The sequence below is a fragment of the Burkholderia sp. Bp9031 genome (genome assembly GCF_003857965.1).
Lineage (GTDB): Bacteria > Pseudomonadota > Gammaproteobacteria > Burkholderiales > Burkholderiaceae > Burkholderia > Burkholderia ambifaria_A.
On record NZ_QTPW01000038.1, the window covers coordinates 1 to 20560 of the forward strand.

Annotated in this window: 16 protein-coding genes; 9 read left to right on the forward strand and 7 right to left on the reverse strand. The window is 67.9% G+C overall.

Annotated elements, in window-relative coordinates; translation table 11 throughout:
* Window positions 1–377, reverse strand: a 377-nt coding sequence (locus DIE15_RS32100) for an isochorismatase family protein (RefSeq protein WP_124835371.1), incomplete at its 3' end; no start/stop codon positions are given.
* Here DIE15_RS32100 and DIE15_RS37250 point away from each other — a divergent pair.
* The 3 genes from DIE15_RS37250 to DIE15_RS32110 all read left to right on the forward strand — a co-directional run bounded on the left by DIE15_RS37250 (window position 376) and on the right by DIE15_RS32110 (window position 2062).
* Window positions 376–534, forward strand: coding sequence for a hypothetical protein (locus DIE15_RS37250; RefSeq protein WP_160327427.1), 159 nt, complete (start codon window positions 376–378; stop codon window positions 532–534). The genes DIE15_RS32100 and DIE15_RS37250 overlap by 2 nt on opposite strands.
* A 156-nt stretch (window positions 535–690) precedes the next feature.
* A complete protein-coding gene (locus tag DIE15_RS32105; RefSeq protein ID WP_057924228.1) occupies window positions 691–972 on the forward strand; it encodes a XapX domain-containing protein in 282 nt (93 codons plus the stop codon).
* Between the two features lie 181 nt (window positions 973–1153).
* Entirely contained in the window at window positions 1154–2062 is a 909-nt protein-coding gene (locus DIE15_RS32110) for a LysR family transcriptional regulator (protein ID WP_124835373.1), read from the forward strand.
* Between the two features lie 113 nt (window positions 2063–2175).
* On the opposite strand, the gene DIE15_RS32115 is transcribed toward DIE15_RS32110, so the two are convergent.
* The 3 genes from DIE15_RS32115 to DIE15_RS32125 form a co-directional block, all read right to left on the reverse strand.
* Entirely contained in the window at window positions 2176–4002 is a 1827-nt protein-coding gene (locus DIE15_RS32115; protein WP_124835375.1) for a winged helix-turn-helix domain-containing protein, read from the reverse strand.
* Window positions 4003–4379: 377 nt separating this feature from the next.
* Window positions 4380–5201 (reverse strand): alpha/beta fold hydrolase, encoded by an 822-nt coding sequence (locus DIE15_RS32120; protein ID WP_124835377.1) that lies wholly within the window; start codon window positions 5199–5201, stop codon window positions 4380–4382.
* Between the two features lie 71 nt (window positions 5202–5272).
* Window positions 5273–5698, reverse strand: coding sequence for a DUF3331 domain-containing protein (locus DIE15_RS32125; RefSeq protein WP_057924225.1), 426 nt, complete (start codon window positions 5696–5698; stop codon window positions 5273–5275).
* A gap of 548 nt (window positions 5699–6246) precedes the next feature.
* Here DIE15_RS32125 and DIE15_RS32130 point away from each other — a divergent pair.
* Window positions 6247–7068, forward strand: a complete 822-nt coding sequence (locus DIE15_RS32130) for an alpha/beta fold hydrolase (RefSeq protein ID WP_057924224.1) — start codon at window positions 6247–6249, stop codon at window positions 7066–7068.
* Between the two features lie 148 nt (window positions 7069–7216).
* Here DIE15_RS32130 and DIE15_RS32135 read toward each other — a convergent pair whose 3' ends face one another.
* The 3 genes from DIE15_RS32135 to DIE15_RS32145 all read right to left on the reverse strand — a co-directional run bounded on the left by DIE15_RS32135 (window position 7217) and on the right by DIE15_RS32145 (window position 9865).
* Window positions 7217–7858 carry a response regulator transcription factor gene (locus DIE15_RS32135; protein WP_057924223.1) on the reverse strand — a complete coding sequence of 214 codons (642 nt, stop codon included), beginning with the start codon at window positions 7856–7858 and terminating at the stop codon, window positions 7217–7219.
* A 98-nt stretch (window positions 7859–7956) separates the two neighbouring features.
* A complete protein-coding gene (locus tag DIE15_RS32140) occupies window positions 7957–8328 on the reverse strand; it encodes a response regulator transcription factor (protein WP_057924222.1) in 372 nt (123 codons plus the stop codon).
* A 70-nt stretch (window positions 8329–8398) separates the two neighbouring features.
* Window positions 8399–9865, reverse strand: a complete 1467-nt coding sequence (locus tag DIE15_RS32145) for a winged helix-turn-helix domain-containing protein (RefSeq protein ID WP_260428399.1) — start codon at window positions 9863–9865, stop codon at window positions 8399–8401.
* Between the two features lie 364 nt (window positions 9866–10229).
* Here DIE15_RS32145 and DIE15_RS32150 point away from each other — a divergent pair, with 364 nt between their 5' ends.
* The 5 genes from DIE15_RS32150 (at window position 10230) to DIE15_RS32170 (ending at window position 20520) form a co-directional block, all read left to right on the forward strand.
* A complete protein-coding gene (locus DIE15_RS32150) occupies window positions 10230–15311 on the forward strand; it encodes an ATP-binding sensor histidine kinase (protein WP_124835381.1) in 5082 nt (1693 codons plus the stop codon).
* A 182-nt stretch (window positions 15312–15493) separates the two neighbouring features.
* A complete protein-coding gene (locus tag DIE15_RS32155; protein ID WP_124835383.1) occupies window positions 15494–16774 on the forward strand; it encodes a c-type cytochrome in 1281 nt (426 codons plus the stop codon).
* Window positions 16771–17271 carry a (2Fe-2S)-binding protein gene (locus tag DIE15_RS32160; RefSeq protein WP_124835385.1) on the forward strand — a complete coding sequence of 167 codons (501 nt, stop codon included), beginning with the start codon at window positions 16771–16773 and terminating at the stop codon, window positions 17269–17271. Before DIE15_RS32155 ends, DIE15_RS32160 begins: the two co-directional genes overlap by 4 nt.
* A complete protein-coding gene (locus tag DIE15_RS32165) occupies window positions 17271–19532 on the forward strand; it encodes a molybdopterin cofactor-binding domain-containing protein (RefSeq protein ID WP_124835387.1) in 2262 nt (753 codons plus the stop codon). The genes DIE15_RS32160 and DIE15_RS32165 overlap by 1 nt, the downstream gene beginning before the upstream one ends.
* Window positions 19533–19602: 70 nt before the next feature.
* Window positions 19603–20520, forward strand: a complete 918-nt coding sequence (locus tag DIE15_RS32170) for a LysR family transcriptional regulator (RefSeq protein WP_057924216.1) — start codon at window positions 19603–19605, stop codon at window positions 20518–20520.
* The last annotated feature ends 40 nt before the right edge of the window (window positions 20521–20560 follow it).

Consider the following 20560-nt stretch of genomic DNA (forward strand, 5'->3'; position numbering starts at 1 on the left):
GCGCACAGTGCGAACGTGGTGTTGCAGACTTCCGTCCACAGACCGGATACGACCACCTTCTTGCGGCCGTTCGCGGCAAGCGCGTCGCGCACCTTCTGGTCGTCCCACGAGTTCATCGACGTGCGTTCGAGCGTCTTCTGGTTCGGGAACACGTCGAGCAGCTCGGGATAGGTATGACCCGAAAAGCCTTCGCTTTCGACCGTCGTGATCGTGGTCGGGATGTTGAATACCTTCGCGGCCTTCGCGAGGCCAACGACGTTGTTCTTCAGCGTCTGGCGATCGATCGACTGCACGCCGAACGCCATCTGCGGCTGCTGGTCGATGAAGATCAGCTGGCTGTTCTGCGGGGTAAGAACTTCAAGCTTCGGATTGCTCATGGCGGTGATGTCCTTTGACGTGGAGAAAAATAAAGCCTGCCTCGCCGGCAAGGCGGGAGTGAGGGCGCCCGATGCGCCGTGCTGGGAGGTCTTCCTGCCAACGTCCATCATTCAATACGGAAACCTGCAGCAATGCCAATTAATCGTTCTGTTTTAAAACGCCCGCAAAACAGATCCTGAAAAAAACTTAAATCAATTGAATTCTCGCACCGCGCCTGGCGTGGCCTGATAGGCTCTTTTCCAACTTCGTCCGTTCCTCGGCCGTGATTTGTCCGCATCCTTCACACGGTTGTCATTCACTTCAATTTATCTTATGAAACCGTACATTGCCTCGATACTTGCCGGCATTCTCGCTGGCGTCGTCTACACGCTGATCGGCGTGCAATCGCCCGCTCCGCCCACCATAGCGCTGGCCGGCCTGCTGGGCATCCTTGCCGGCGAACAGATCCTGCCGGTCGCTCGCCGGATGCTCGCAGGCATCCACCTGAAGACCGCATGGAGCGAGGCGAAGTGCAGCCAGCACATGTTCGGCTCGCTGCCCGGCGCGCAGCCGTCCGGTGCCGCGACGAAGCGCCACGAATCGACGCCGACGTGACGAACCGTCATTGACTGGACAAAGCGGTTCACGGCGTTGACATGGCAGCGCGACGCCTCGCCTGTGGAATGCATCGGAATGTGCTGCGAGAGACCCGCCATCGATGGCAGGTCATGCTCCGTTGCGGACGTGCATCTTCAAGTGTGAGAATCTTCAGCCTTTAGGCGGGGAAGACGTCAACATGAAGCTGTCATTCGAAGCGCTCGAAGCGCTGGACGCGATCGACCGCACCGGCACGTTCGCCGAAGCCGCGGAACTGCTGCATCGCGTACCGTCGGCCCTGACTTACCTCGTGCAAAAGCTCGAAGGCGACCTCGGCGTCACCCTGTTCGACCGCAGCGGGCGCCGGGCGAAGCTCACGCATGCGGGTCGCGTCGTCGTCGAAGAAGGCCGGCGGCTTCTGCATGCGGCGGAACAGCTCGAACTCAAGGCGCAGCGCGCGCAGCAAGGCTGGGAAACCGAGGTGCGCATCTGCATCGACGAGATCCTGCCGTTCGACGCACTCTGGCCTTACGTGCATGCGTTCGACGGGCTGGAAATGGACACGCGGCTGCGGCTGTCCACCGAAGTCCTCGGTGGCACCTGGGACGCACTGGTTTCGCGCCGCGCGGATCTCGTCGTCGGTGCGGCGGGCGAGCCGCCGGAACTGCCCGGCATCGTTGCGCGGCCGATCGGCACGCTCAGGCACGTGTTCGCAATCGCCCCCACCCATCCGCTCGCGGCGATGCCCGAACCGCTGTCGATGGCGTCGGTCGTCGCGTATCGCGGCGCCGTCATCAGCGATACGTCTCGCGAACTGCAGCCGCGCTCGGTCGCTGTCGATGCTGGGCAGCCGACGCTCGCGGTACCCACCCTCGCGGCAAAACTGGCCGCGCAGTGCGAAGGGCTCGCGGTGGGCACGCTGCCGGATTGCATCGCGGCCCGCGCGATCGCGCAGGGCAAGCTGGTCGCCCGCCAGGTGACCGGCATGCGCGACACCACGCATTGCTACCTGGCGTGGCGCGGCGACGAAGCCGGCCGTGCGTTGCTCTGGTGGGTCGAGCAGCTCGATCGCCCCGATCTCGTCGACCGGTTCCTCGCGCTGGCGTGATCCCGCCGTGACCGCCGGCACCCATCGCGAACGCACCGCATCGCCTTCTCGCGCCGCGCGTCCAGGCCGCGCATCGGTCTGACATAGCGTGATTGCGCCGGCCACGCGCGCCGTTACGGTTCGCGCGGCAGCGGCCCGGCCCCGTCTGCTTCACCGGCTTCACCGGCCTCGCATGCAAGCGCGTTCGCTTCCGGCCACGCATCGTGCACGCCCCACGTCGATCCGGAGGTACGTTCGGGCGCGGCGGCGTACGCGGCCAGCAGGCGAACGCGCGCATCGGCACGGAGCGACGCCGCGTCCCGATCCCGCATCGCATCGAGCGCCGCGCGCGCGCGTTCCCGACACTCGCCGACAAGCGACAGCTCGAACAGGCACGGCACCGCCACGGCCGCCAGCGCGATGCCCGTCCGGGCGTCGCCGTCCGGCGAGAATGCCCAGTCGAGCGCCGCGCGCAGATTGCCGAGTTCGCGACGAACCAGATCGAGCCGCGCGTCGGCCGGCAAACCGCCGCCGCCCGGCGCCCGCGTGAACAACCGATGGAAGTAGTGCGCATGCGCAAGTGCGGCCGCCGCGCATTCGCCGTTGTCCGCGAGTTGCTGCAGGGCGTAGGCGCGCGTCGTCGTCAGCAGCCGGTAGCGCGGCGCGCCGTGCGCATTCTCGACGCTCACGAGCGACTTCGACGCGAGGCCGGCGATCGTGTCGAGCAGATCCGCATCGCCCCCGCCCCTCGTTCCGACGACATCCCGCACCGCCTCGATCGAAAAACCGTCGCGGAACACGCCGAGCCATCGCAGCAGCACACGCTCCGCGTCGCCCAGCAAGCGGTAGCTCCAGTCGTACATGGCCTGCAGTGTCCGGTGGCGCGGCAATGCGGTGCGAAAGCCGCTGGTCAGCAGCCTGAAATGGTCGTCGAGATGCGCGGCCAGCACGTCGATACCGAGCACGGCCGCACGGGCAGCGGCCAGCTCGATGGCGAGCGGCAGGCCGTCGAGACGCCGGCAAACCGACGCCATCAGGGACACGCTGCGTTCGTCGAGCGGAAAGCGCGGGTCGGCGGCGCGCGCGCGTGCCGCGAACAATTGCACGGCGCTCGTGCCCAGCATCTCGGCTGCGCCGGCGCGCTCGTCGGGGACATCGAGCGGGGCAACCGGACACTGCCGCTCCCCGTGGATGCGAAGCGCCTCGCGGCTCGTCGCCAGCACACGCAGCCCGGTATCGGACTCGGTCAACACGGCCGCGATGCGCGCCGCCGTATCGAGCAGATGCTCGCAATTGTCGAGCACGAGCAGCATCCGGCGACGCGCGACGCTCGCCAGCACCGCTTCGAGCGTCGCCGACCGGGCCGGCAGCGCGATGTCCAACGCGTCCGCCAGCGCATCGGGGACGAATTGCGGGCACGCAACCGTCGCCAGCGACACGAACGCCGCGCCATCCGCGAAGCGTGCCTCGGCCCGGATCGCGGCTTCGATCGCGATGCGCGTCTTGCCGGTGCCGCCGGCACCGACCAGCGTCACGACGCGCGACACATCGAGCGCCGCGAGGACTTCGGCGACCATCTGCTCCCGCCCGACGAGCGCCGTCGGCGCGGGCGCGAGCCGCGACGGCGCGGGACGCACGCGGGTGCCGCCTTCGCCTCGGGCTTGTGCCTGGGCTTGTCCGCCGACGAGCCGATAGCCGCGCCCCGGCACCGTGACGATCAGATTCCGGTCGCAGGCGAGCGCCTTGCGCAACGACGCGATATGCACCTGCAGGTTGTTTTCCTCCACGATCGTGTGTGGCCACACACGCCGCATGATCTCGTCTTTCGAGACCAGCGCGCCATTTGCCTGAATCAGGATTTCGAGAATTTCGAAGGCTCGGCTGCCGATGCGCAACAGTTTTCCGTTCGCGCGAATTTCACGTCTGTCGAGAAAAACGTGAAGTGTTCCAATGCGGATCATGGGCGTTTCTAATCGATGGCATTTATCGATGCGCTATCCAGAGCGACTTCGATTTGGCCCCCCATGCTACGGCATCTGCTGCGTATATTGATTCGAATTATCGGAACGATAAGCGCAAATTTTTTGAATCGTCGGAATCCGCGCGCCGCGTGCCCTCTCTACGCGACACGACACGGTGCCATTCATGCGGGACATGAGAAGCCGTAATTCACCGATGAATCGTTTTTTTACGACAGAACGATTACCGATTCGGAATCCGTTTTTTCCCGCGCCGACTGACGCGGGAATCCGTGCGCACGCAGGACGATCGCCGAACGCGCCTCCGCAGCCTCGTGCACGGTTCGAAACGGGCGTGGCGGGCACGCCCGCCCGCCATGTCACGCGCGCACGAACGCCAGCAGTTCGTCGTTCAATCGCTGCGCATGCGTCAGATACAGCGCGTGCGGGCCGCCCTCGTAGACGCTCAGCGTCGCATGCGGCACGCGCGCCGCCGTGGCGGCCCCCGTCAATGCGAGCGGCGCCGTCTGGTCGTCGTCGCCGTGAATCACGCGTGTCGGTACGTCGAACTGGTCGAGATCCGCCCTGAAATCGGTTTCGGAAAATGCCCGGACGCAATCGAGCGTGCCCTTCAATCCGGCCTGCAACGCCATGAACGAAGTCCAGTCGAGCGCGGCGCGCGAGATCGTCGAATCCGCCCGGTTCGAACCGGTGAACAACGGCCAGAATTGCTCGAAGAATGCCGCACGGTCCGCCACGATGGCCGAGCGAATGCCGTCGAACACCGCGACGTCGACGCCGTCCGGATGATCGTCGCGCCGCGCGACCAGCGGCGTCACCGATCCGATCAGCACGGCCTTCGCGACGTGGCGCGCGCCGTGCCGGCCGATGTATCTGGCCACCTCGCCGCCGCCCATCGAAAAACCGACGAGCGTCACGTCGCGCAATCCGAGCGTCTCGATCAGCGTCGCGAGATCGTCCGCCAGCGTATCGTAGTCGTAGCCCGTCCACGGCTGGCCGGACCGGCCGAAACCGCGCCGATCGTACGCGATGCAGCGAAAGCCGTTCGATGCCAGGTGATGCATCTGGACGTCCCACATGTCCGCATTCAGCGGCCAGCCGTGAATGAACACGACGGGGCGCCCCGCGCCCCAGTCCTTGTAGTGAATCGAGACGCCATCGCGTGTCGTGAACGTACTCATGAAGTTTCCTCGGCGATGAAAAGTGTTGCGGCCGCCGCCCGCGGCCGATGAACGGTATGTCCCGCCCCCGGTCAGGAACGGGACATACCGACGATGAACCGGTCCAGTTCGGACGCGAGGATCGCCTCCCGGCAATTCGCGGGACGCTTCGATCCGCGCCACTGCGGCTTGTAGATCGCATCGCCGGTGCGAATCGGCTGGCCGGTCAGCGCGCAACGCCCCAGCGAGCGGGACTTTGCGCTGATCCAGCGCTGCTCGTCGTACCGGCAGTACGTCGGATCGCTCCACGACACGAGTACCGACGAATCGGTCTGCCGCTCGATCGCGACGATCGCGCACCGGCGGCGCGCGGCGCCGCTTGACGCACCTCGTGCATCGTCGCGATGACGGTGGCGCGCGACCTCCCGGTCGCGAAGCGGCGACGACGCGCGGCAGCTTGCACCGGGCGACGGATCGAGCAGCGTCATCACGTGCTCCCAGCGATCGAATGCGTCCATGGCGGCATATCCAGGCAAATGGCGAGAGATTCGGACGTTTCGTACCCGTGCCATCACGATCGTCACCCGCCGATGCGAACCGGCGGCGACCCGCGACGGGACGACTCGATGATGACAATAGCGGGCGGCCGCTGAAGAGTCTTGATGCGCGGCTTAATTCTTCTGGCCGCCCCGCACGCGCGCGCGGCACGACCGGTTCATGACAATTCAGCCGGATTTCAGTACAGGCCGCATGGCCCCGCGATAGGCTCCCGTCGACGTTCGTTCGCTCCCCTCATGCGCCTGCCGGCGCACGAGCGAACGCACGCCGTCTGCCCGCGAGATTGCCGCATGCGGGCAGAGCCGGACCACCCATTCCACGCGGCATCGTTCCACCGCACGTTCAAGGAGCTTCAATGCGACCCGCAGACATCGACGCCGTCCCCTCGGCACGCCGCCGAGACATGCTGCTTGCCGGCGCGACCGCCGTTGCAGCCGCCGCGCTGCCGGCCGCCGCCGCCGCTGCCGCCCCCAAACACGTCTCTTCCGCCCATCAAGGAGCCCATGCGATGAACACCATCACCACGAAAGACGGTACGCAGATCTATTTCAAGGACTGGGGCAGCGGCCGCCCGGTCGTCTTCTCGCACGGCTGGCCGCTGTGCGCCGATGCCTGGGACGCACAGATGCTGTTCCTGGTGCAGCACGGCTACCGCGTGATCGCGCACGATCGCCGCGGTCACGGCCGATCGAGCCAGCCGTCGCAAGGCAATGACATGGATACCTACGCGGACGATCTCGCCGCGCTGATGGATGCGCTCGACCTGCGCGAAGCGACGCTCGTCGGCCACTCCACCGGCGGCGGCGAAGTCGCGCACTACATCGGCCGTCACGGCACGAAGCGCGTGTCGAAGGCCGTGCTGATCGGCGCCGTGCCGCCGCAGATGGTGAAATCCCCGTCCAATCCCGGCGGCCTGCCGATGGACGTGTTCGACGGCATCCGCAAGAACGTCGCCGAGAACCGTTCGCAGTTCTACAAGGATCTCGCCGTGCCGTTCTTCGGCTTCAATCGCGCCGGTGCGAAGGCATCGCAGGGCACGATCGACGCATTCTGGGCACAGGGGATGATGGGCGGCGTGTATGGCCAGTATCTGTGCGTGAAGGAATTCTCGGAGGTCGACTACACCGAGGACCTGAAGAAGATCGACGTCCCGACGCTGATCCTGCATGGCGACGACGATCAGATCGTGCCGATCGACGATTCCGCGCGCCTGTCCGCGAAGATCGTGAAGCACGCGCAACTCAAGATCATCCCCGGCGGCGCGCATGGCATGTGCGTGGTCGACGCCGAGCGGATCAATGCCGAACTGCTCGCATTCCTGAAGGCGTAAACGTCGCCGCACGGCGCGCCGGGCCGGCGCGCCCTTCAGCTCGGTTCAGGATTTTTCAGGCCGGCGCCGGTTTCGCCGTTCCGTTGCCGCGCGCGTCGATACGCCCCTCACCGATCCAGCGCCGCTCGCCCGTGGCCGGCGCGCCGGCTCATTCGGGCGCGCCGCCCGGGCGCACGCCCAGCGCTTCGGCCTGCCGCACGAGGTCGGGCAGCGTGCGCACCTGCATCTTCTTCATGACCTGCGCCCGGTGCACCTTCACCGTGATTTCCTGCAGGCCGAGATGCGACGCGATCTGCTTGTTCATCAGGCCGGCGACCACATGGCTCATCACTTCGCGTTCGCGCGGCGTCAACGACGCATAGGCGTGACGCAGCGTACGCAGTGCGCGATCGCGCGCGAGACGCTCGCGATCCCCGGCCAGCGCGCGGCCGACGGCCTCGAGCATCGCGTCGTCGTCGAACGGCTTCGTCAGGAAGTCGAGCGCGCCGCCCTTCATCGCCTTGACCGTGGTGGCCACGTCACCGTAGCCCGTCATGAACAGGATCGGCACGTTCAGCCCCGTGCGCACCGCTTCCTCCTGAACGGCCAGCCCGCTCTCGTCGGCAAGACGCACGTCGAGGATCAGGCAGCTCGCCACGTCGGGCCGCTCGAACGCGAGAAACGCCCGCGACGACGCGAAGGTCTCGACGTGAAAACCGGCCGAACGCAGCAGCGCGCTCAATGCGCGCCGCAGCGTTTCGTCGTCGTCGACCACATAGACGATCGACGTCATGTCCGGCGTGCTTGCCATTGCGTTCCCTGTGTAGGCGTTCCGTTCATTATCGAATGGTAAACGAGCCGGGAGCCGCGCGAAATGCCGCGCAACCGTGGCGCGGCCGGTCGACGGCGTCAGGCAGGGCGCCCGCCCGCTGCAACCTGGTCGATCAGATCGATCATATCGTCCGATGGAAACGGCTTGCGCAGAAACGCGACCGCGCCTTGCGCGAGCGCGCGACGGACCGATTCGTCGTCGCCGTGCGACGACATGAAGATGACCGGAAGCGTCGCGTTGCGCTGAACCAGCAGGCGCTGAACGTCGAGGCCGCTCATCCCCTTCATCTTCAGGTCGATCAGCACGCAAACCGCATCGTCCGGCGGGCCGCTCGCGAGGAATTCCTCGCCCGATGCAAACGGCAACGCCGAATAGCCAGCCGATTTCAACAGGCTGGCAAGACTTTTGCGGACCGACGCATCGTCATCGATGATGCAAACCATGCCCATGAAATGAGAACCCGAAATCTGTGTCAATCCACAACGTCGCCATACCGCTCGAGCGGTATCGACAGACGTATCACGCCCACCGCCTGAGCTCGGACACCGGTTGCGCGGACGCGACCGCCGCCGGCTGCGGCGCATCCGCGCGCTCCTCCGCCACGAACGACGCATACCGGGCATGAACGCGACCGGCCTCGCCGGACTCCGCCAGCTTCTCGAGCGCATAGGCGCGCACGACCTCGAGCAGCGAGTAGCGCTTCGAAAGCCCGACGGAATGGACGACCAGCAGCGATTTCGACGCCAGGCTGACCACGCAGTCGAGCACCTGATCGGCGGCCGGTTCATCGCAGGCGGCAAGCGTGCACGCCGCGTCGAGCTGGAATGCATCCGGAAACACCGCGAGACGGCAAAGCACGATGCGCTCCGCGTCGTCGAGCAACCGGTAGCTCCACTCGATCGTGGCCCTGAGGGTCTGCTGGCGCGGATGGGCCGTACGCAGGCCGCCGGACAGCGACAGGACGGACTTGTCGAGATCGGTGGCCAGCCCCTGGATCCCGAGCGATGCCACACGGGCCGCGCCGAGCTCGAGGGCGAGCGGCAGGCCGCTCAGGCGGCGGCAGATGGTCGCGATCGCGTCGAGCGTCTGCCTATCCGCGGGAATGTCGGTGCCCATCGCGCGCGCGCGCGCCAGAAACATGCGGACGGCACCGCACGCGAGGATCTCGTCGCCGTTCGCACCGGCCGGTGGCACCGGCAGCGGCCCGACCCGATACACGCGCTCGCTGGCGACCCGCAGCGGTTCGCGACTCGTCACCACGAGCAGCGCGCCGGTATTTCCCGCCGTGATCGCTTCGCAGAGGTCCGCGAGTTCATCAATGTGCTGCTCGGCGTTGTCGAATACCAGCATGACGCGCCGCCCGCCGATCGCGCGCACGACATCCGCCGGCTCGGCGGCCGGGTCGCCCGGCGCGCCGAGTGCGTCCAGCACCGCGGATTCGAGCGTCGCACCGCCCGGCCGGCCGGCGAGATCGATCCGGATCGACTCGATGCCGCAACCCGCCGACCAGGCCGCGACGACCTCCTGCGCGAGATGCGTCTTGCCGACACCGCCGGGCCCGACCAGCGTGACGAGCGCCTCGCGTTCGAGCAGCGTGTGCAGCTCGGCCGCTTCGCGCTCCCGACCGATCAGCGGACATTTGCGCGATACGCCGCCGGCGCGTGCGCCGGGCGCCGTATCGAACCGCTCCGGCTCGCGCTCGGTGCGGGACAGGTCGACCGGCGCCGCCAGGCGATATCCGCGGCCCGGTTCGGTCCGGATCCAGCCGTGCTTGCCGCCGAACAGCTTGCGCAGCGTCGACACGTGCACCTGGATGTTGTTCTCGACGACGATCGTGTGCGGCCACACGACCTGCATGATTTCTTCTTTCGATACGAGCCTGCCGGCCGCCTTCACCAGCAGCTCGAGGATCTCGAACGCGCGGGCACCGATATATCGCGGCTGCCCGTCGACGTAGACTTCGCGGCACTCAAGGGATACCGTCACCCGACCGAACCTGTACATGATCCGCACCCGCCCATGCTGCGTCAAACCGTGCGCCGCCTCGCGAGGCGGCCCCCTCTGCTCTGCCCCTTCGGCCGCATCGCGGCACGTCGAGGCGCATAAACGGATCGTATGGCCCGACAGGCGCGCCGACCATTATCCATAGGTTTAGTGCGGCGCCGGCTTCGGCCGTCGAGCCTGCCGCGGTTACTGCAAATTCTCGCGAGCTGACGGACAATGCACGGGCCGCCGCCACGCGCGCATTCAGCCCGGCCGATGCCGTTCTCGAGCCGCTTACACTCTGCTTCAACCCGCCTGTTACGCCATCGTGAACCCAGCCTTGCGCGCCCCGGACAACGCGAATCGAATGGATGCCGACTGGTTCGCGCGTGCCAGCCTGTCCAATGCGGTCCGCTGCGGCGACATCCTGAAGTTCGACCTGACGGACGCCGATACGGGACGCGTGTGGTCGGCATGCCAGACCCGCTGGGAATTCGATCTGCGCTGCCGGCAATTCGAGCGCGAGTTCGCATTGAACGACGTACTGGACCCGGCGTGGGCGCTGATTCCCGCCGCGCTGATCCGCGCGGCCGACGGCCCGGTGCTCGTTTATCCGCGCGTCGACGTACGGGCGTTCGACACGCTGGCCGACGAGCCGCTGCCGCTCGAGGTCTTTCTCGATACCGCGATCCAGGCCGCGCGCACGCTCGGTGAACTGCATCGGCGCGGCTGGCTGCACGGCGATCTGCAGCCGGCCAGTTTCGTCGTCGCGCCGAACGGCACGGTCATGCTCCGCTCGTTTGCCCATGCCCGCGACCGTCGCGCGGAACACGTCGCCGAACGCACGATCCGCACGGATTTCGCGGCGTTCGCCGCGCCCGAGGTATCGGAAGGCGCGTGCGTCGACGAGCGCTCCGATCTCTATGCGTTCGGCATTACGCTGTTTCGCCTGCTGACGGGCGCGCTGCCGTACCAGGCCACGTCGACGTCCGAATGGGTTTATGCGCACGTCGCCATGCAACCGACGGCGCCCACGGCCTTTCGCGAAGACGTGCCGGCCATCCTGAGCGAGCTGATCCTGAAGCTGATCGCGAAGGAACCTGCCGACCGCTACCCGTCCTGCGAAACGGTGCAGCGCGATCTCGAACGCATCCGGCACGACGGGCTGGCCTCTGGCCTCGTGGAGCCGTTCACGCTCGGCGGCAGCGATCCGCTCGCCGGCTTGCACACGGCCGACCTGCTGGTCGGCCGCGAGCACGAGTCCCGCCGGCTCGATGCGATACGCGCGACCGTCGCGCGGACCGGCGAGGCGGCCATCGTCCTGATCGACGGAGCGGCCGGCATCGGCAAGACCGCGCTGATCGAGGCTTTCACGCGCGACGTGCGTGCCGCGTCGCGCACCGCATGGTGCGCGTCGGCGAAGGTCGACCAGTTCCAGCCCGCCCGGCCCTACGCGCCCGTGCTGCAGGCGTTGCGCGCGCTGTTCGGCAGTACGCTGGCCCGGCACGACGAAATGGCGGCGATCGCCGCGCGGCTGCACGACTGCGTGGGCCGTCAGGCCAGCCTGCTGGCGCGCATCTTCCCGGAGATCACATGGCTGCTCGATGTCGAGCCCGTCGTGTTCGACCATGCCGATGCGATTCCGGCATTCCGGCTCTGCCAGATCGTCGTGAACGCTTTCCGCGCGTTCGCGGCGCCGGCCGAACCGCTGGTCGTGACGCTGGACGACATCCAGTGGGCCGACGACGCGACGCTCGCGCTTCTCGCATCGATCGCGGCCGACCCGCCGGCAAATTTCTGTATCGTCGCCGGTTATCGGAGCGGGCCGCAGCACGATCTCACGCCGGCCTTCCGCCGCTTCCTGCAGCAGCTCGACCGCACGCGCGTGTCGACCCTGACGCTCGCGCCGCTCGGCGCCGCCGAGGTCCCTCACATGCTGGCCGCCATGCTCCGCGACACGCCGGATCGGCTGTCCGGGCTGAGCGACATCGTTCACCGCAACACCGGCGGCAATCCGTTCCACATCCAGCAACTGCTGCGTACGCTGATCGACGAGCGGCTGCTCGACTACGACGCGGCGCGGCAGACATGGCAATGGTCTTCGGTCGATATCGACGCGCGCTCCCTGAGCGAGAACGTCGTCAGCCTGCTCGAGATCCGGATGCGGCGGCTGCCGCACGAATCGAGAATGCTGCTGTCGCTGCTGGCCTGCATCGGCATCGACGCCGACGATGCGCTGCTGTGCGCCGCCGCCGGCAAGACGCGCGCGGAACTCAGTTTCTGGATGGACCCGGCGCGTCAGGCCGGCCTCGTGTCGCATGCCGGCAACCGCTGGCGTTTCGTTCACGACCGCATCCTCGAGGCCGTGTACGCGCTCACCGACCGCGCGGAGCGCGCGCTGCGCCATACCCGGATCGCCGCCGCGATGCTCGCCCGCCTGGACCGTTCGTCGACCGACTGCCTGCTCGCCCTGGCCACCCAGATCGAGCAGGCGAAAGCCGCGCCGCTCGAGCACACGCTCGCGCTCGCGTTCGCGGAGGTGCTGGTCGCGGCCGCGCAGGCGGCAGCGCCGGCCGCCGCGCGCGATCGCGCGCTGTCGTTTCTCGCGTCCGCGCAATCGCTGCTCGGCCCGCAGGCGTGGCCGCAGCATTATGGTCTCGCGAGCCGGATCGGCATCCTTCGCTGCGGCCTGCTCCTCGCCACCGGCGAAACCGCGCAGGCGGCCACCGCGATCGACGAGCTCATGGCGCGTACGCGCACGCCGGCCGACCGTGCCGAGGCCCACCGGCTGAAAGCCGCGCAACTCACGGTGGAGTCGCGCTACCGGCAGGCCGTCGACGTCGCGCTGGCCGGGCTGGCGCTGCTCGGCGTGGAACTGCCCGCCGAACCGGTCGAGGCCGATCTCGCGGCGGCCTGCGACGCGGTGCAGGAGGCGCTCGACGGCCGCGCCATCCGCACCCTCGTCGACTTGCCCGTGATGACCGACACGCGCGTGGAAGCCACGATGGCGCTGTTGACCGCGCTCGAAGCCGCGATGTTCTATCCGAGCGGCGGGCTGATGCTGCTGCATTTCGCGACCATGGTCCGGCTGACCCTGCGCCACGGCGTCACCGCCGCGTCGGTGCAGGGCCTCGCGTGGTACGGCGTCAGCATCGCCCAGCATCGCGATGCGTACGAAGAGGGTTTCGAATTCGCGCAGGTCGCGCTCGCGCTGGTCGACCGCCACGGGTTCGAGCGCTATCGCTCCGCGACGTTGATCGCGCTCGACCAGGTCAGCGTCTGGACCCGGCCGCTGTCGTATGCACTCGAATGCGCGCGCGATGCGAAGGCGGCGGGCAACGCGAGTGCCGAGCTGCGCTGGATGTGCTACAGCTGCAACCACATCGTCAGCGACCTGCTGTCGATGGGCGAAGCGCTGCCCGCGATCCGCGACGAGATCGATCCGCTGCTGAAGATCGCGCGCGGCGCGCGTTACGACGACATCGTCGACCTCGTTTCCACGCAGTCGGAATTCGTCGACGCGCTGCAGCTCGGCTTCGACCGGCCGATCGGCACCTGGCGCACCCGTGCGTCGACCAGGACGCCGATGTCGGTGCTGCAGTTCTGGACCGACGTGCTCGCCGGCCAGGCGGCGTTCATCTTCGGCGACGCGGACGCCGCGCGCGCCTCGCTCGATGCGGCCGCACCTTTCGCGTGGTCGACGCCCGCCCACATCATGCAGTCCGACTTCCAGCTGTTCGGCGTGCTGGCGGGCATCGCGAGCGACGGCGGCACCACGCCGCCCGACCGGCTGCTCGAACGCTTCGCGCCGCAGCGCGCGCGCTTCGCCGCGTGGAGCGAACGGAATCCGGCGACGTTCCGCAACAAGCTCGCGCTGATCGACGCCGAGTTCGCGCGCGTGCGCGGCGAGCATGTCGTCGCGATGCAGCAGTACGAAGCCTCCGCCAGCCTCGCGGCGGAGCGCGGTTTCGTGCATGAACAGGCGCTCGCGCATGAGCTGGCCGCGCGCCACGCCGCGTCGCTCGGGCTGAGCGGTCCGGGCCGCCATCACCTGCGGCTCGCGCATGCGTGCTACCGGCGCTGGGGCGCGACCGGCAAGACGCAGGCGCTGGAGTCGCAGCACCCGTTCCTCGTGATGGATCCGTTGCCGGGCGAGCCGGCCGTGCCCGCGCGCGAGGATCTCGATCTAGCGCTCGCGATGCGCGCCGCGCACTCGCTGTCCGAGGAAATCGTGCTGGAGCGCCTGATCCAGACGCTGATGCGCAACATGATCGTCTATGCGGGCGCGCGCTACGGCCTGCTGCTGCTCGCACGGCACGACCGGCTGACGATCGAGGCAACCGCGCGCATCGCCGGCAGCGATGTCAACGTCGACATTGCGCGCCGCGAACCCACCGACGACGACGTGCCGCTGTCGATCCTGAACACCGCCGTGCGAACCCGCAAGCCGGTCGTGCTCGCGAACGCGCAACGCGAAGGCTCACCCGATCACGTCGACAGCCTGCGCGCGCATCCGACGCGCTCGCTGGTCTGCCTGCCGCTGCTGAAACAGGGCGCGCTGATCGGCGTGCTCTATCTCGAGAATGCGTTGACCAACGGCGTGTTTTCCCCGCGGCGCATCGCGATGCTGGAAGTACTGGCGCCGCAGGCGGCCAACGCGCTCGAATCCGCACGGCTCTATGCGGAACTGATCGACGAGAACGCGCGCCGGCTCGAGACGGAGGCCGCGCTGCGGCACGCGCGGACCGAGCTCGCACGCACCGCGCACGTGACCGTGATGGGTGAACTGGCCGCGTCGATCGCGCACGAGATCAACCAGCCGCTCACCAGCATCGTGACGAGCGTGGGTGCCTGCATGCGCTGGCTGCGCGGCACGCAGCCCGACCTCGGCGAAGCGCTCGCGAGCCTCGAGGACATTCGCGCGTCCGGCGTGCGGGCCGCCGACATCGTCCGCGCGTTGCGATCGCTCGCCCGCCAGGCGCCGCTCGCGCTGGCCCCGCTCGCGATCGACGCGCTGATTCGCGACATGCTGCATCTCACGGCGCCCGAAATCGACGCCAAGCAGGTCGCACTGCGCGTCGACCTGCACTGCGACGACATCCGCGTGATGGCCGATCGCACGCAGATCCAGCAGGTGATCCTGAACCTGGTCACCAACGCGCTCGACGCGATGGACGGCCCGGCCGCGTCGCGCGAACTCGACGTCGCGTCGCACGCCGGAGACGGCCACGTGATCATCCGCATCGCCGATCGCGGTGCCGGCATCGACGCCGGCATCGCCGGCCAGATCTTCGATCCCTTCTTCACGACGAAGTCGCACGGCATGGGGATGGGCCTCGCGATCTGCCGCTCGATCATCGAGGCGCACGGCGGCACGCTCGAGGCCGCGCCGCGCACCGGCGGCGGTACCACACTGACGTTCCGGCTGCCGGTAACCACGACGCGCTAACTTCAGAACGTTTCAGCGCAGCTTCAGGAAATGGTGCCAGCGCACGCGTAGACTGCTTTCACGAGCCGTCGCGCGGGCGTTTGCCTGCGCCTGGCGCCCATCCTGGAGTGACGCATGATTTCAGCCGCACATCGTCCCGCACGTCGAATCAGGCACGAGCAGCCGATTCGCGCGGAGCGCGCATGAAGCACAAACGACTCTGGTCCGGCTTGGCTGGCGTCGCGGTCGCCGGCCTGGCGATCGCGGCAGCCGTCATGATCCGACCGTCGATCGCGCCGATCGATCCGCCCGCCCGTGCGTCGTTCGATCCGCAACTCGTGCGGGCCGGCGCGCGCGTGGTCGCACTCGGCGATTGCGTCGTCTGCCATACGGCGAAGGACGGCAAGCCGTTCGCCGGCGGGCTGCCGCTCGCGACGCCGTTCGGCACGATCTACGCGACCAACATCACGCCGGACGCCGATACCGGCATCGGCCGCTGGTCGCGCGACGCCTTCGCGCGTGCGCTGCGCACCGGGATCGCCCGCGACGGTCATCCGCTCTACCCGGCCTTCCCGTACATTCATTTCACGCGCATGTCCGACGACGACATCACGGCCGCCTACGCGTACCTGATGACGCGCGAGCCGGTTCAGGCAAGGACACCGAAGAACGCGCTGATCTTCCCGCTCAACTTCCGTCCGCTGGTCGCGTTCTGGAACGTCCTGTTCCTGCGCGAAGGTGCGTACGCGCCGGACCCGTCGCAATCCGCGCAGTGGAATCGCGGCAAGATGCTTGTCGACGGTCTCGGCCACTGCGCATCCTGTCATTCGCCGCTGAATGCGATCGGCGGCGAACAGGCGGGCAAGGCGTTCGACGGCGGCATCGTCGACGGCTGGGAAGCGCCGCCGCTCAATACGCTCGCCAATGCGGCACGACCGTGGACGCAGGCGCAACTGGTGACGTACCTGCGCACCGGCCGCGCGAGCGAGCACGGCGCGGCCGCCGGACCGATGCTGCCCGTCACGCGCGATCTCGCGACCGTGCCCGTGGACGACGTCGAGGCGATCGCCGCGTACATCCTGTCGATCCAGAAGCCGGCCAGCCCGCGAGCCAGCGCAGTCGAAGCCGCGCGCCCGCCCGCGACGCCCGCCGGACAACGCGGTGCGGTCCTGTTCCAGGCATCGTGCGCGCAGTGCCACGGGCCGGCGGCGCCGATGCAGTCGATCGGCGAGCGGCCGACGCTCGCGTTCAGCACGGCGGTCGCCGCGGACACGCCGCGCAACGCGATCCAGATGATGTTCAACGGCATCGGCTGGCATGGCGAGGACACGCTCAACTACATGCCGTCGTTCATCGACCAGTACGACGACCGCCAGATCGCGGACCTCGCCGCCTATATCCGCGAAGCGTACTCGGATCGCCCCGCGTGGAACGGCATCGAAGCCATGGCGGCGAAGCTCAGAAAGGAGGACAGCACGCGATGATCACCCTCACCGTCAACGGTGCGCGGCACACGCTCGACATCGATCCGTCCACGCCGCTTCTCTATGCGCTGCGCAACGACCTGCACCTGCACGGCGCAAAGTTCGGCTGCGGCCTCGGACAGTGCGGCGCCTGTACCGTGATCGTCGACGACAAGCCGACGTTCTCGTGCCTGCTCCCGGTCTCCGCGGTCGGCGCGCGCAGCGTCAGAACCCTCGAGAGCCTCGGCACCGCCGAGCGGCCGGGCAAGCTTCAGCAGGCGTTCATCGATCACCAGGCGGCGCAGTGCGGCTATTGCATCGCCGGCATGATCATGCGCGCGCAGGCACTGCTCGAACGCAACCCGAAACCGACCGAACGCGAACTGCGTACCCACATGGAACCGAATCTGTGCCGCTGCGGCACCCACCTGCGGATCCTGGCGGCCGTGCGCCAGGTCGCGGGCCTGCCGGATCCGCAACCGGCCGGCGCTCCGGTCACGATCACCAAAGGGCTCTGATGAACGCACCCGACGACATCGACGAAAGCCGCCGGCACTTCATGGTCTCGGGCGCGCTGTTCGTCGCGTTCAGTCTCGCGCCGGCCGCTCGCGCCGCCGCCGAGGTCGTGATCGCGGACGAAGGCGCGGCCGTCCACGTAGCCAAAGCCACCGAAACGCTGGCCGGCAGCCTGAAGACGAACCCGCTGCTCGATGCGTGGATCAAGATCGCGCCCGATGGCAAGGTCACCGTATTCACGGGCAAGGTCGAGCTGGGCACCGGCGTGCGCACCGCGCTGCTGCAGGTGGCGGCCGAGGAGCTGAACATGAAGCCCTCGCTGATCACGTTCCTGACCGCCGACACCGGCGCATCGCCGGACGAAGGCCTGACCGCCGGCAGCCATACGATGGCGGACAGCGGCTCCGCGCTGCTGAACGCCGCCGCGCAGGTGCGCGCGCTGCTGGTCGACGGCGCGGCGAAGCAGTTCGGCGTCGATCCGCGCTCGCTCACGGTCGCCGACGCGCTCATCAAGGCGCCGGACGGCCGCACGATGCGCTATGGCGACGCGGTCCGCATCGTCGACCTGCACCGCAACGCGACGCCGACGTCGCCGCTCAAGCCGCCGTCGACGTTCGCCGTGATCGGCACGTCGCTGCCGCGCGTCGACATCCCGAACAAGGTCACGGGCGGCGTCAGCTATGTGCAGGACATCGAACTGCCCGGCATGCTGCATGCGCGCGTCGTGATGCCGCCGGTGTACGACGCGAAGCTGCAGTCGTTCGACGAAGCCGCGATCCTGAAGATGCCGGGCGTCGTGCGGATCGTGCGCAACGGCAGCATGCTTGCCGTCGTCGCACAGGGCGAATGGCAGGCGGTCGTCGCGCAGCGCGCGCTGGCCGCCGGCAGCCGCTGGTCGGCGGGCCGCGCGTTGCCGGATCGCGCAACCGTCCATGAAGACCTGAAGCGCATCGCCACGCAAAACATCGAGATCGCCAATACGCGTGCGGCCGCCGCGCCCGCGGCGAAGACGCTGAGCGCCACGTTCCGGAAGAACTACCTGCTGCACGGCTCGATCGGGCCGTCCTGTTCGGTCGCGCATCTCGAGAACGGCATGCTGACCGTGTGGACCCACTCGCAAGGCGTCTATCCGCTGCGCGACGCGCTCGCCGAGATGCTGTCGATGCCGAAGGCGGCGATCCGCTGCATTCACACCGAGGGCTCCGGCTGCTACGGGCACAACGGCGCGGACGATGCCGCCGCGCATGCGGCGCTGATCGCGGCCGCGATGCCCGGCAAGCCGATCCGCGTTCAATGGATGCGCGAGCAGGAGCACACGTGGGATCACTTCACGCCGGCCATGGTCACCGAAATCAGCGCGTCGCTCGACGCCGGCGGCCGTATCGTCGACTGGAAGTACGCGCTGTGGAGCAGCTCGCACAACGAACGCATCGTCAATGCCGGCCGGCTGCTGCCCGCGCGGATGCTCGAGCCGCCGTTCGTCCCCGCGCCGTCGACGCCGATGCTGCAGCCCGAGGGCGGCGGCGATCGCAATGCGATCCCGCTGTATGCGCTCCCGAACATGCATATCGTGAATCACTTCTCGCCGACGATGCCGCTGCAGACGTCGGCCATGCGCTCGCTCGGCGCGCATACGAACGTCTGGTCGATCGAAAGCTTCATGGACGAGCTCGCGCACGCGGCCGGCATCGATCCCGTCGAATTCCGGCTGCGCCACATGCAGGACCACCGCGCGCAGCAGGTGATCCGGCTCGTCGCGTCGCACTTCGGATGGCCGCGGCCGCCGCGCGCACGCAACCGCGGCGTCGGGTTCGCGTTCGGCAAGTACAAGAACCTGATGGCCTATGTCGCAATGGCGGTTGAAATCACCGTTGTGCCAGAAACCGGACAGGTTATTCTCGATCGCGCGGAGGTCGCCGTCGATGCCGGTCAGATCGTGTCGCCGGACGGCATCCGCAACCAGATCGAGGGCGGCATCGTGCAGGCCGCCAGCTGGACACTGTACGAGGCGCTGAACTACGACACGCAGCGCATCCGCAGCTTCGACTGGAGCAGCTATCCGATCCTGCGTTTCCAGGCCGCGCCGCAAAGCGTGAAGGTGCACCTGATCAACCGTCCCGGCGCACCGTTTCTCGGCGCGGCCGAAGCGTCGATGGGGCCGACCGCCGGCGCGCTCGCCAACGCGATCTTCGACGCGACCGGCCAGCGCCCGCGCGACATGCCGTTTGCCGGCGAAGGACTCAGGAAGCGTATCGACGCATAGCGGCATCACATAACCGATCGCGCCGGCACGAACCGGCGCCGACTCTCGACAGGCTGGAGATTTCTGAACGATGGATACCTTGCTTTCGATGCGCGTGTTTACGCGCATCGTCGAAACGGGCAGCTTCACGCGCGCGTCGGATACGACCGGGCTCACCACGCCGCGCGTGTCCGCCCTGCTGAGCACGCTCGAACAGCACCTCGGCTGCCGGCTGCTGAACCGCACGACCCGCCGCATCTCGCTGACCGAGGACGGGCAGGCCTACTACGAACGCTGCGTCGGGGTGCTGCGCGAAATCGACGACATGGAAGCGGCGGTATCGCAGGCGCGCAACGTGCCGCGCGGCCGCCTGAAAGTGAACCTGCCGCCCGCCATGGCCAAGCAGATCATGGTGCCGGCGCTGCCCGCGTTTCTCGCCGCCCATCCGAACATCTCGATCGAACTCGGCGTGACCGATCGCCAGATCGACCTCGTCGGCGAGGGCGTTGACTGCGTGGTGCGCATCGGGGCGCTCGACGACTCGGGCATGATCGCGAAGCGGATCGGCAGCCTGACCACCTGCACGTGCGCGGCCCCCGCGTATCTCGATCGATGCGGCGCGCCCGAAACGGTCGACGATCTCGCGCAGCATGTCGCGGTCACCCACATCTCGGCCGACACCGGCCGGCCGCGGCCGTGGGACTACGTCGTCGACGGCGAAACGCGCATCGTGCAGATGTGCGGCACAGTCGCGGTCAACGATGCCGATACCTACATCGAATGCGGCGTCGCGGGCATCGGCCTGATCAAGACGTCGCTGTACCTGGTCGAGCCGTACCTGAAATCGGGACGGTTGCGCGAGGTGCTGACCGATTTCAACGCGCCGCCCCGGCCGATCTCGATCCTGTATCCGCCCAATCGGCATACGCCCGTCAAGCTCAAGATCTTCGTCGACTGGCTGGCGACCCTGTTCGCGCAGATTCCGACGCTGCAGGGCCAGCGCGGCTGAACGCGGCCGCGGCCGCGGCCCGGCGGCCCGGCGCAATGCC

What these genes read in the sequence shown, in the direction of transcription:
- DIE15_RS37250 (WP_160327427.1), top strand. Translation starts at nt 376, where the DNA reads ATGGCGGTGATGTCCTTTGACGTGGAGAAAAATAAAGCCTGCCTCGCC.
- DIE15_RS32105 (WP_057924228.1), top strand. Translation starts at nt 691, where the DNA reads ATGAAACCGTACATTGCCTCGATACTTGCCGGCATTCTCGCTGGCGTC.
- DIE15_RS32110 (WP_124835373.1), top strand. Translation starts at nt 1,154, where the DNA reads ATGAAGCTGTCATTCGAAGCGCTCGAAGCGCTGGACGCGATCGACCGC.
- DIE15_RS32115 (WP_124835375.1), bottom strand. Translation starts at nt 4,002, where the DNA reads ATGATCCGCATTGGAACACTTCACGTTTTTCTCGACAGACGTGAAATT.
- DIE15_RS32120 (WP_124835377.1), bottom strand. Translation starts at nt 5,201, where the DNA reads ATGAGTACGTTCACGACACGCGATGGCGTCTCGATTCACTACAAGGAC.
- DIE15_RS32125 (WP_057924225.1), bottom strand. Translation starts at nt 5,698, where the DNA reads ATGGACGCATTCGATCGCTGGGAGCACGTGATGACGCTGCTCGATCCG.
- DIE15_RS32130 (WP_057924224.1), top strand. Translation starts at nt 6,247, where the DNA reads ATGAACACCATCACCACGAAAGACGGTACGCAGATCTATTTCAAGGAC.
- DIE15_RS32135 (WP_057924223.1), bottom strand. Translation starts at nt 7,858, where the DNA reads ATGGCAAGCACGCCGGACATGACGTCGATCGTCTATGTGGTCGACGAC.
- DIE15_RS32140 (WP_057924222.1), bottom strand. Translation starts at nt 8,328, where the DNA reads ATGGGCATGGTTTGCATCATCGATGACGATGCGTCGGTCCGCAAAAGT.
- DIE15_RS32150 (WP_124835381.1), top strand. Translation starts at nt 10,230, where the DNA reads ATGGATGCCGACTGGTTCGCGCGTGCCAGCCTGTCCAATGCGGTCCGC.
- DIE15_RS32155 (WP_124835383.1), top strand. Translation starts at nt 15,494, where the DNA reads ATGAAGCACAAACGACTCTGGTCCGGCTTGGCTGGCGTCGCGGTCGCC.
- DIE15_RS32160 (WP_124835385.1), top strand. Translation starts at nt 16,771, where the DNA reads ATGATCACCCTCACCGTCAACGGTGCGCGGCACACGCTCGACATCGAT.
- DIE15_RS32165 (WP_124835387.1), top strand. Translation starts at nt 17,271, where the DNA reads ATGAACGCACCCGACGACATCGACGAAAGCCGCCGGCACTTCATGGTC.
- DIE15_RS32170 (WP_057924216.1), top strand. Translation starts at nt 19,603, where the DNA reads ATGGATACCTTGCTTTCGATGCGCGTGTTTACGCGCATCGTCGAAACG.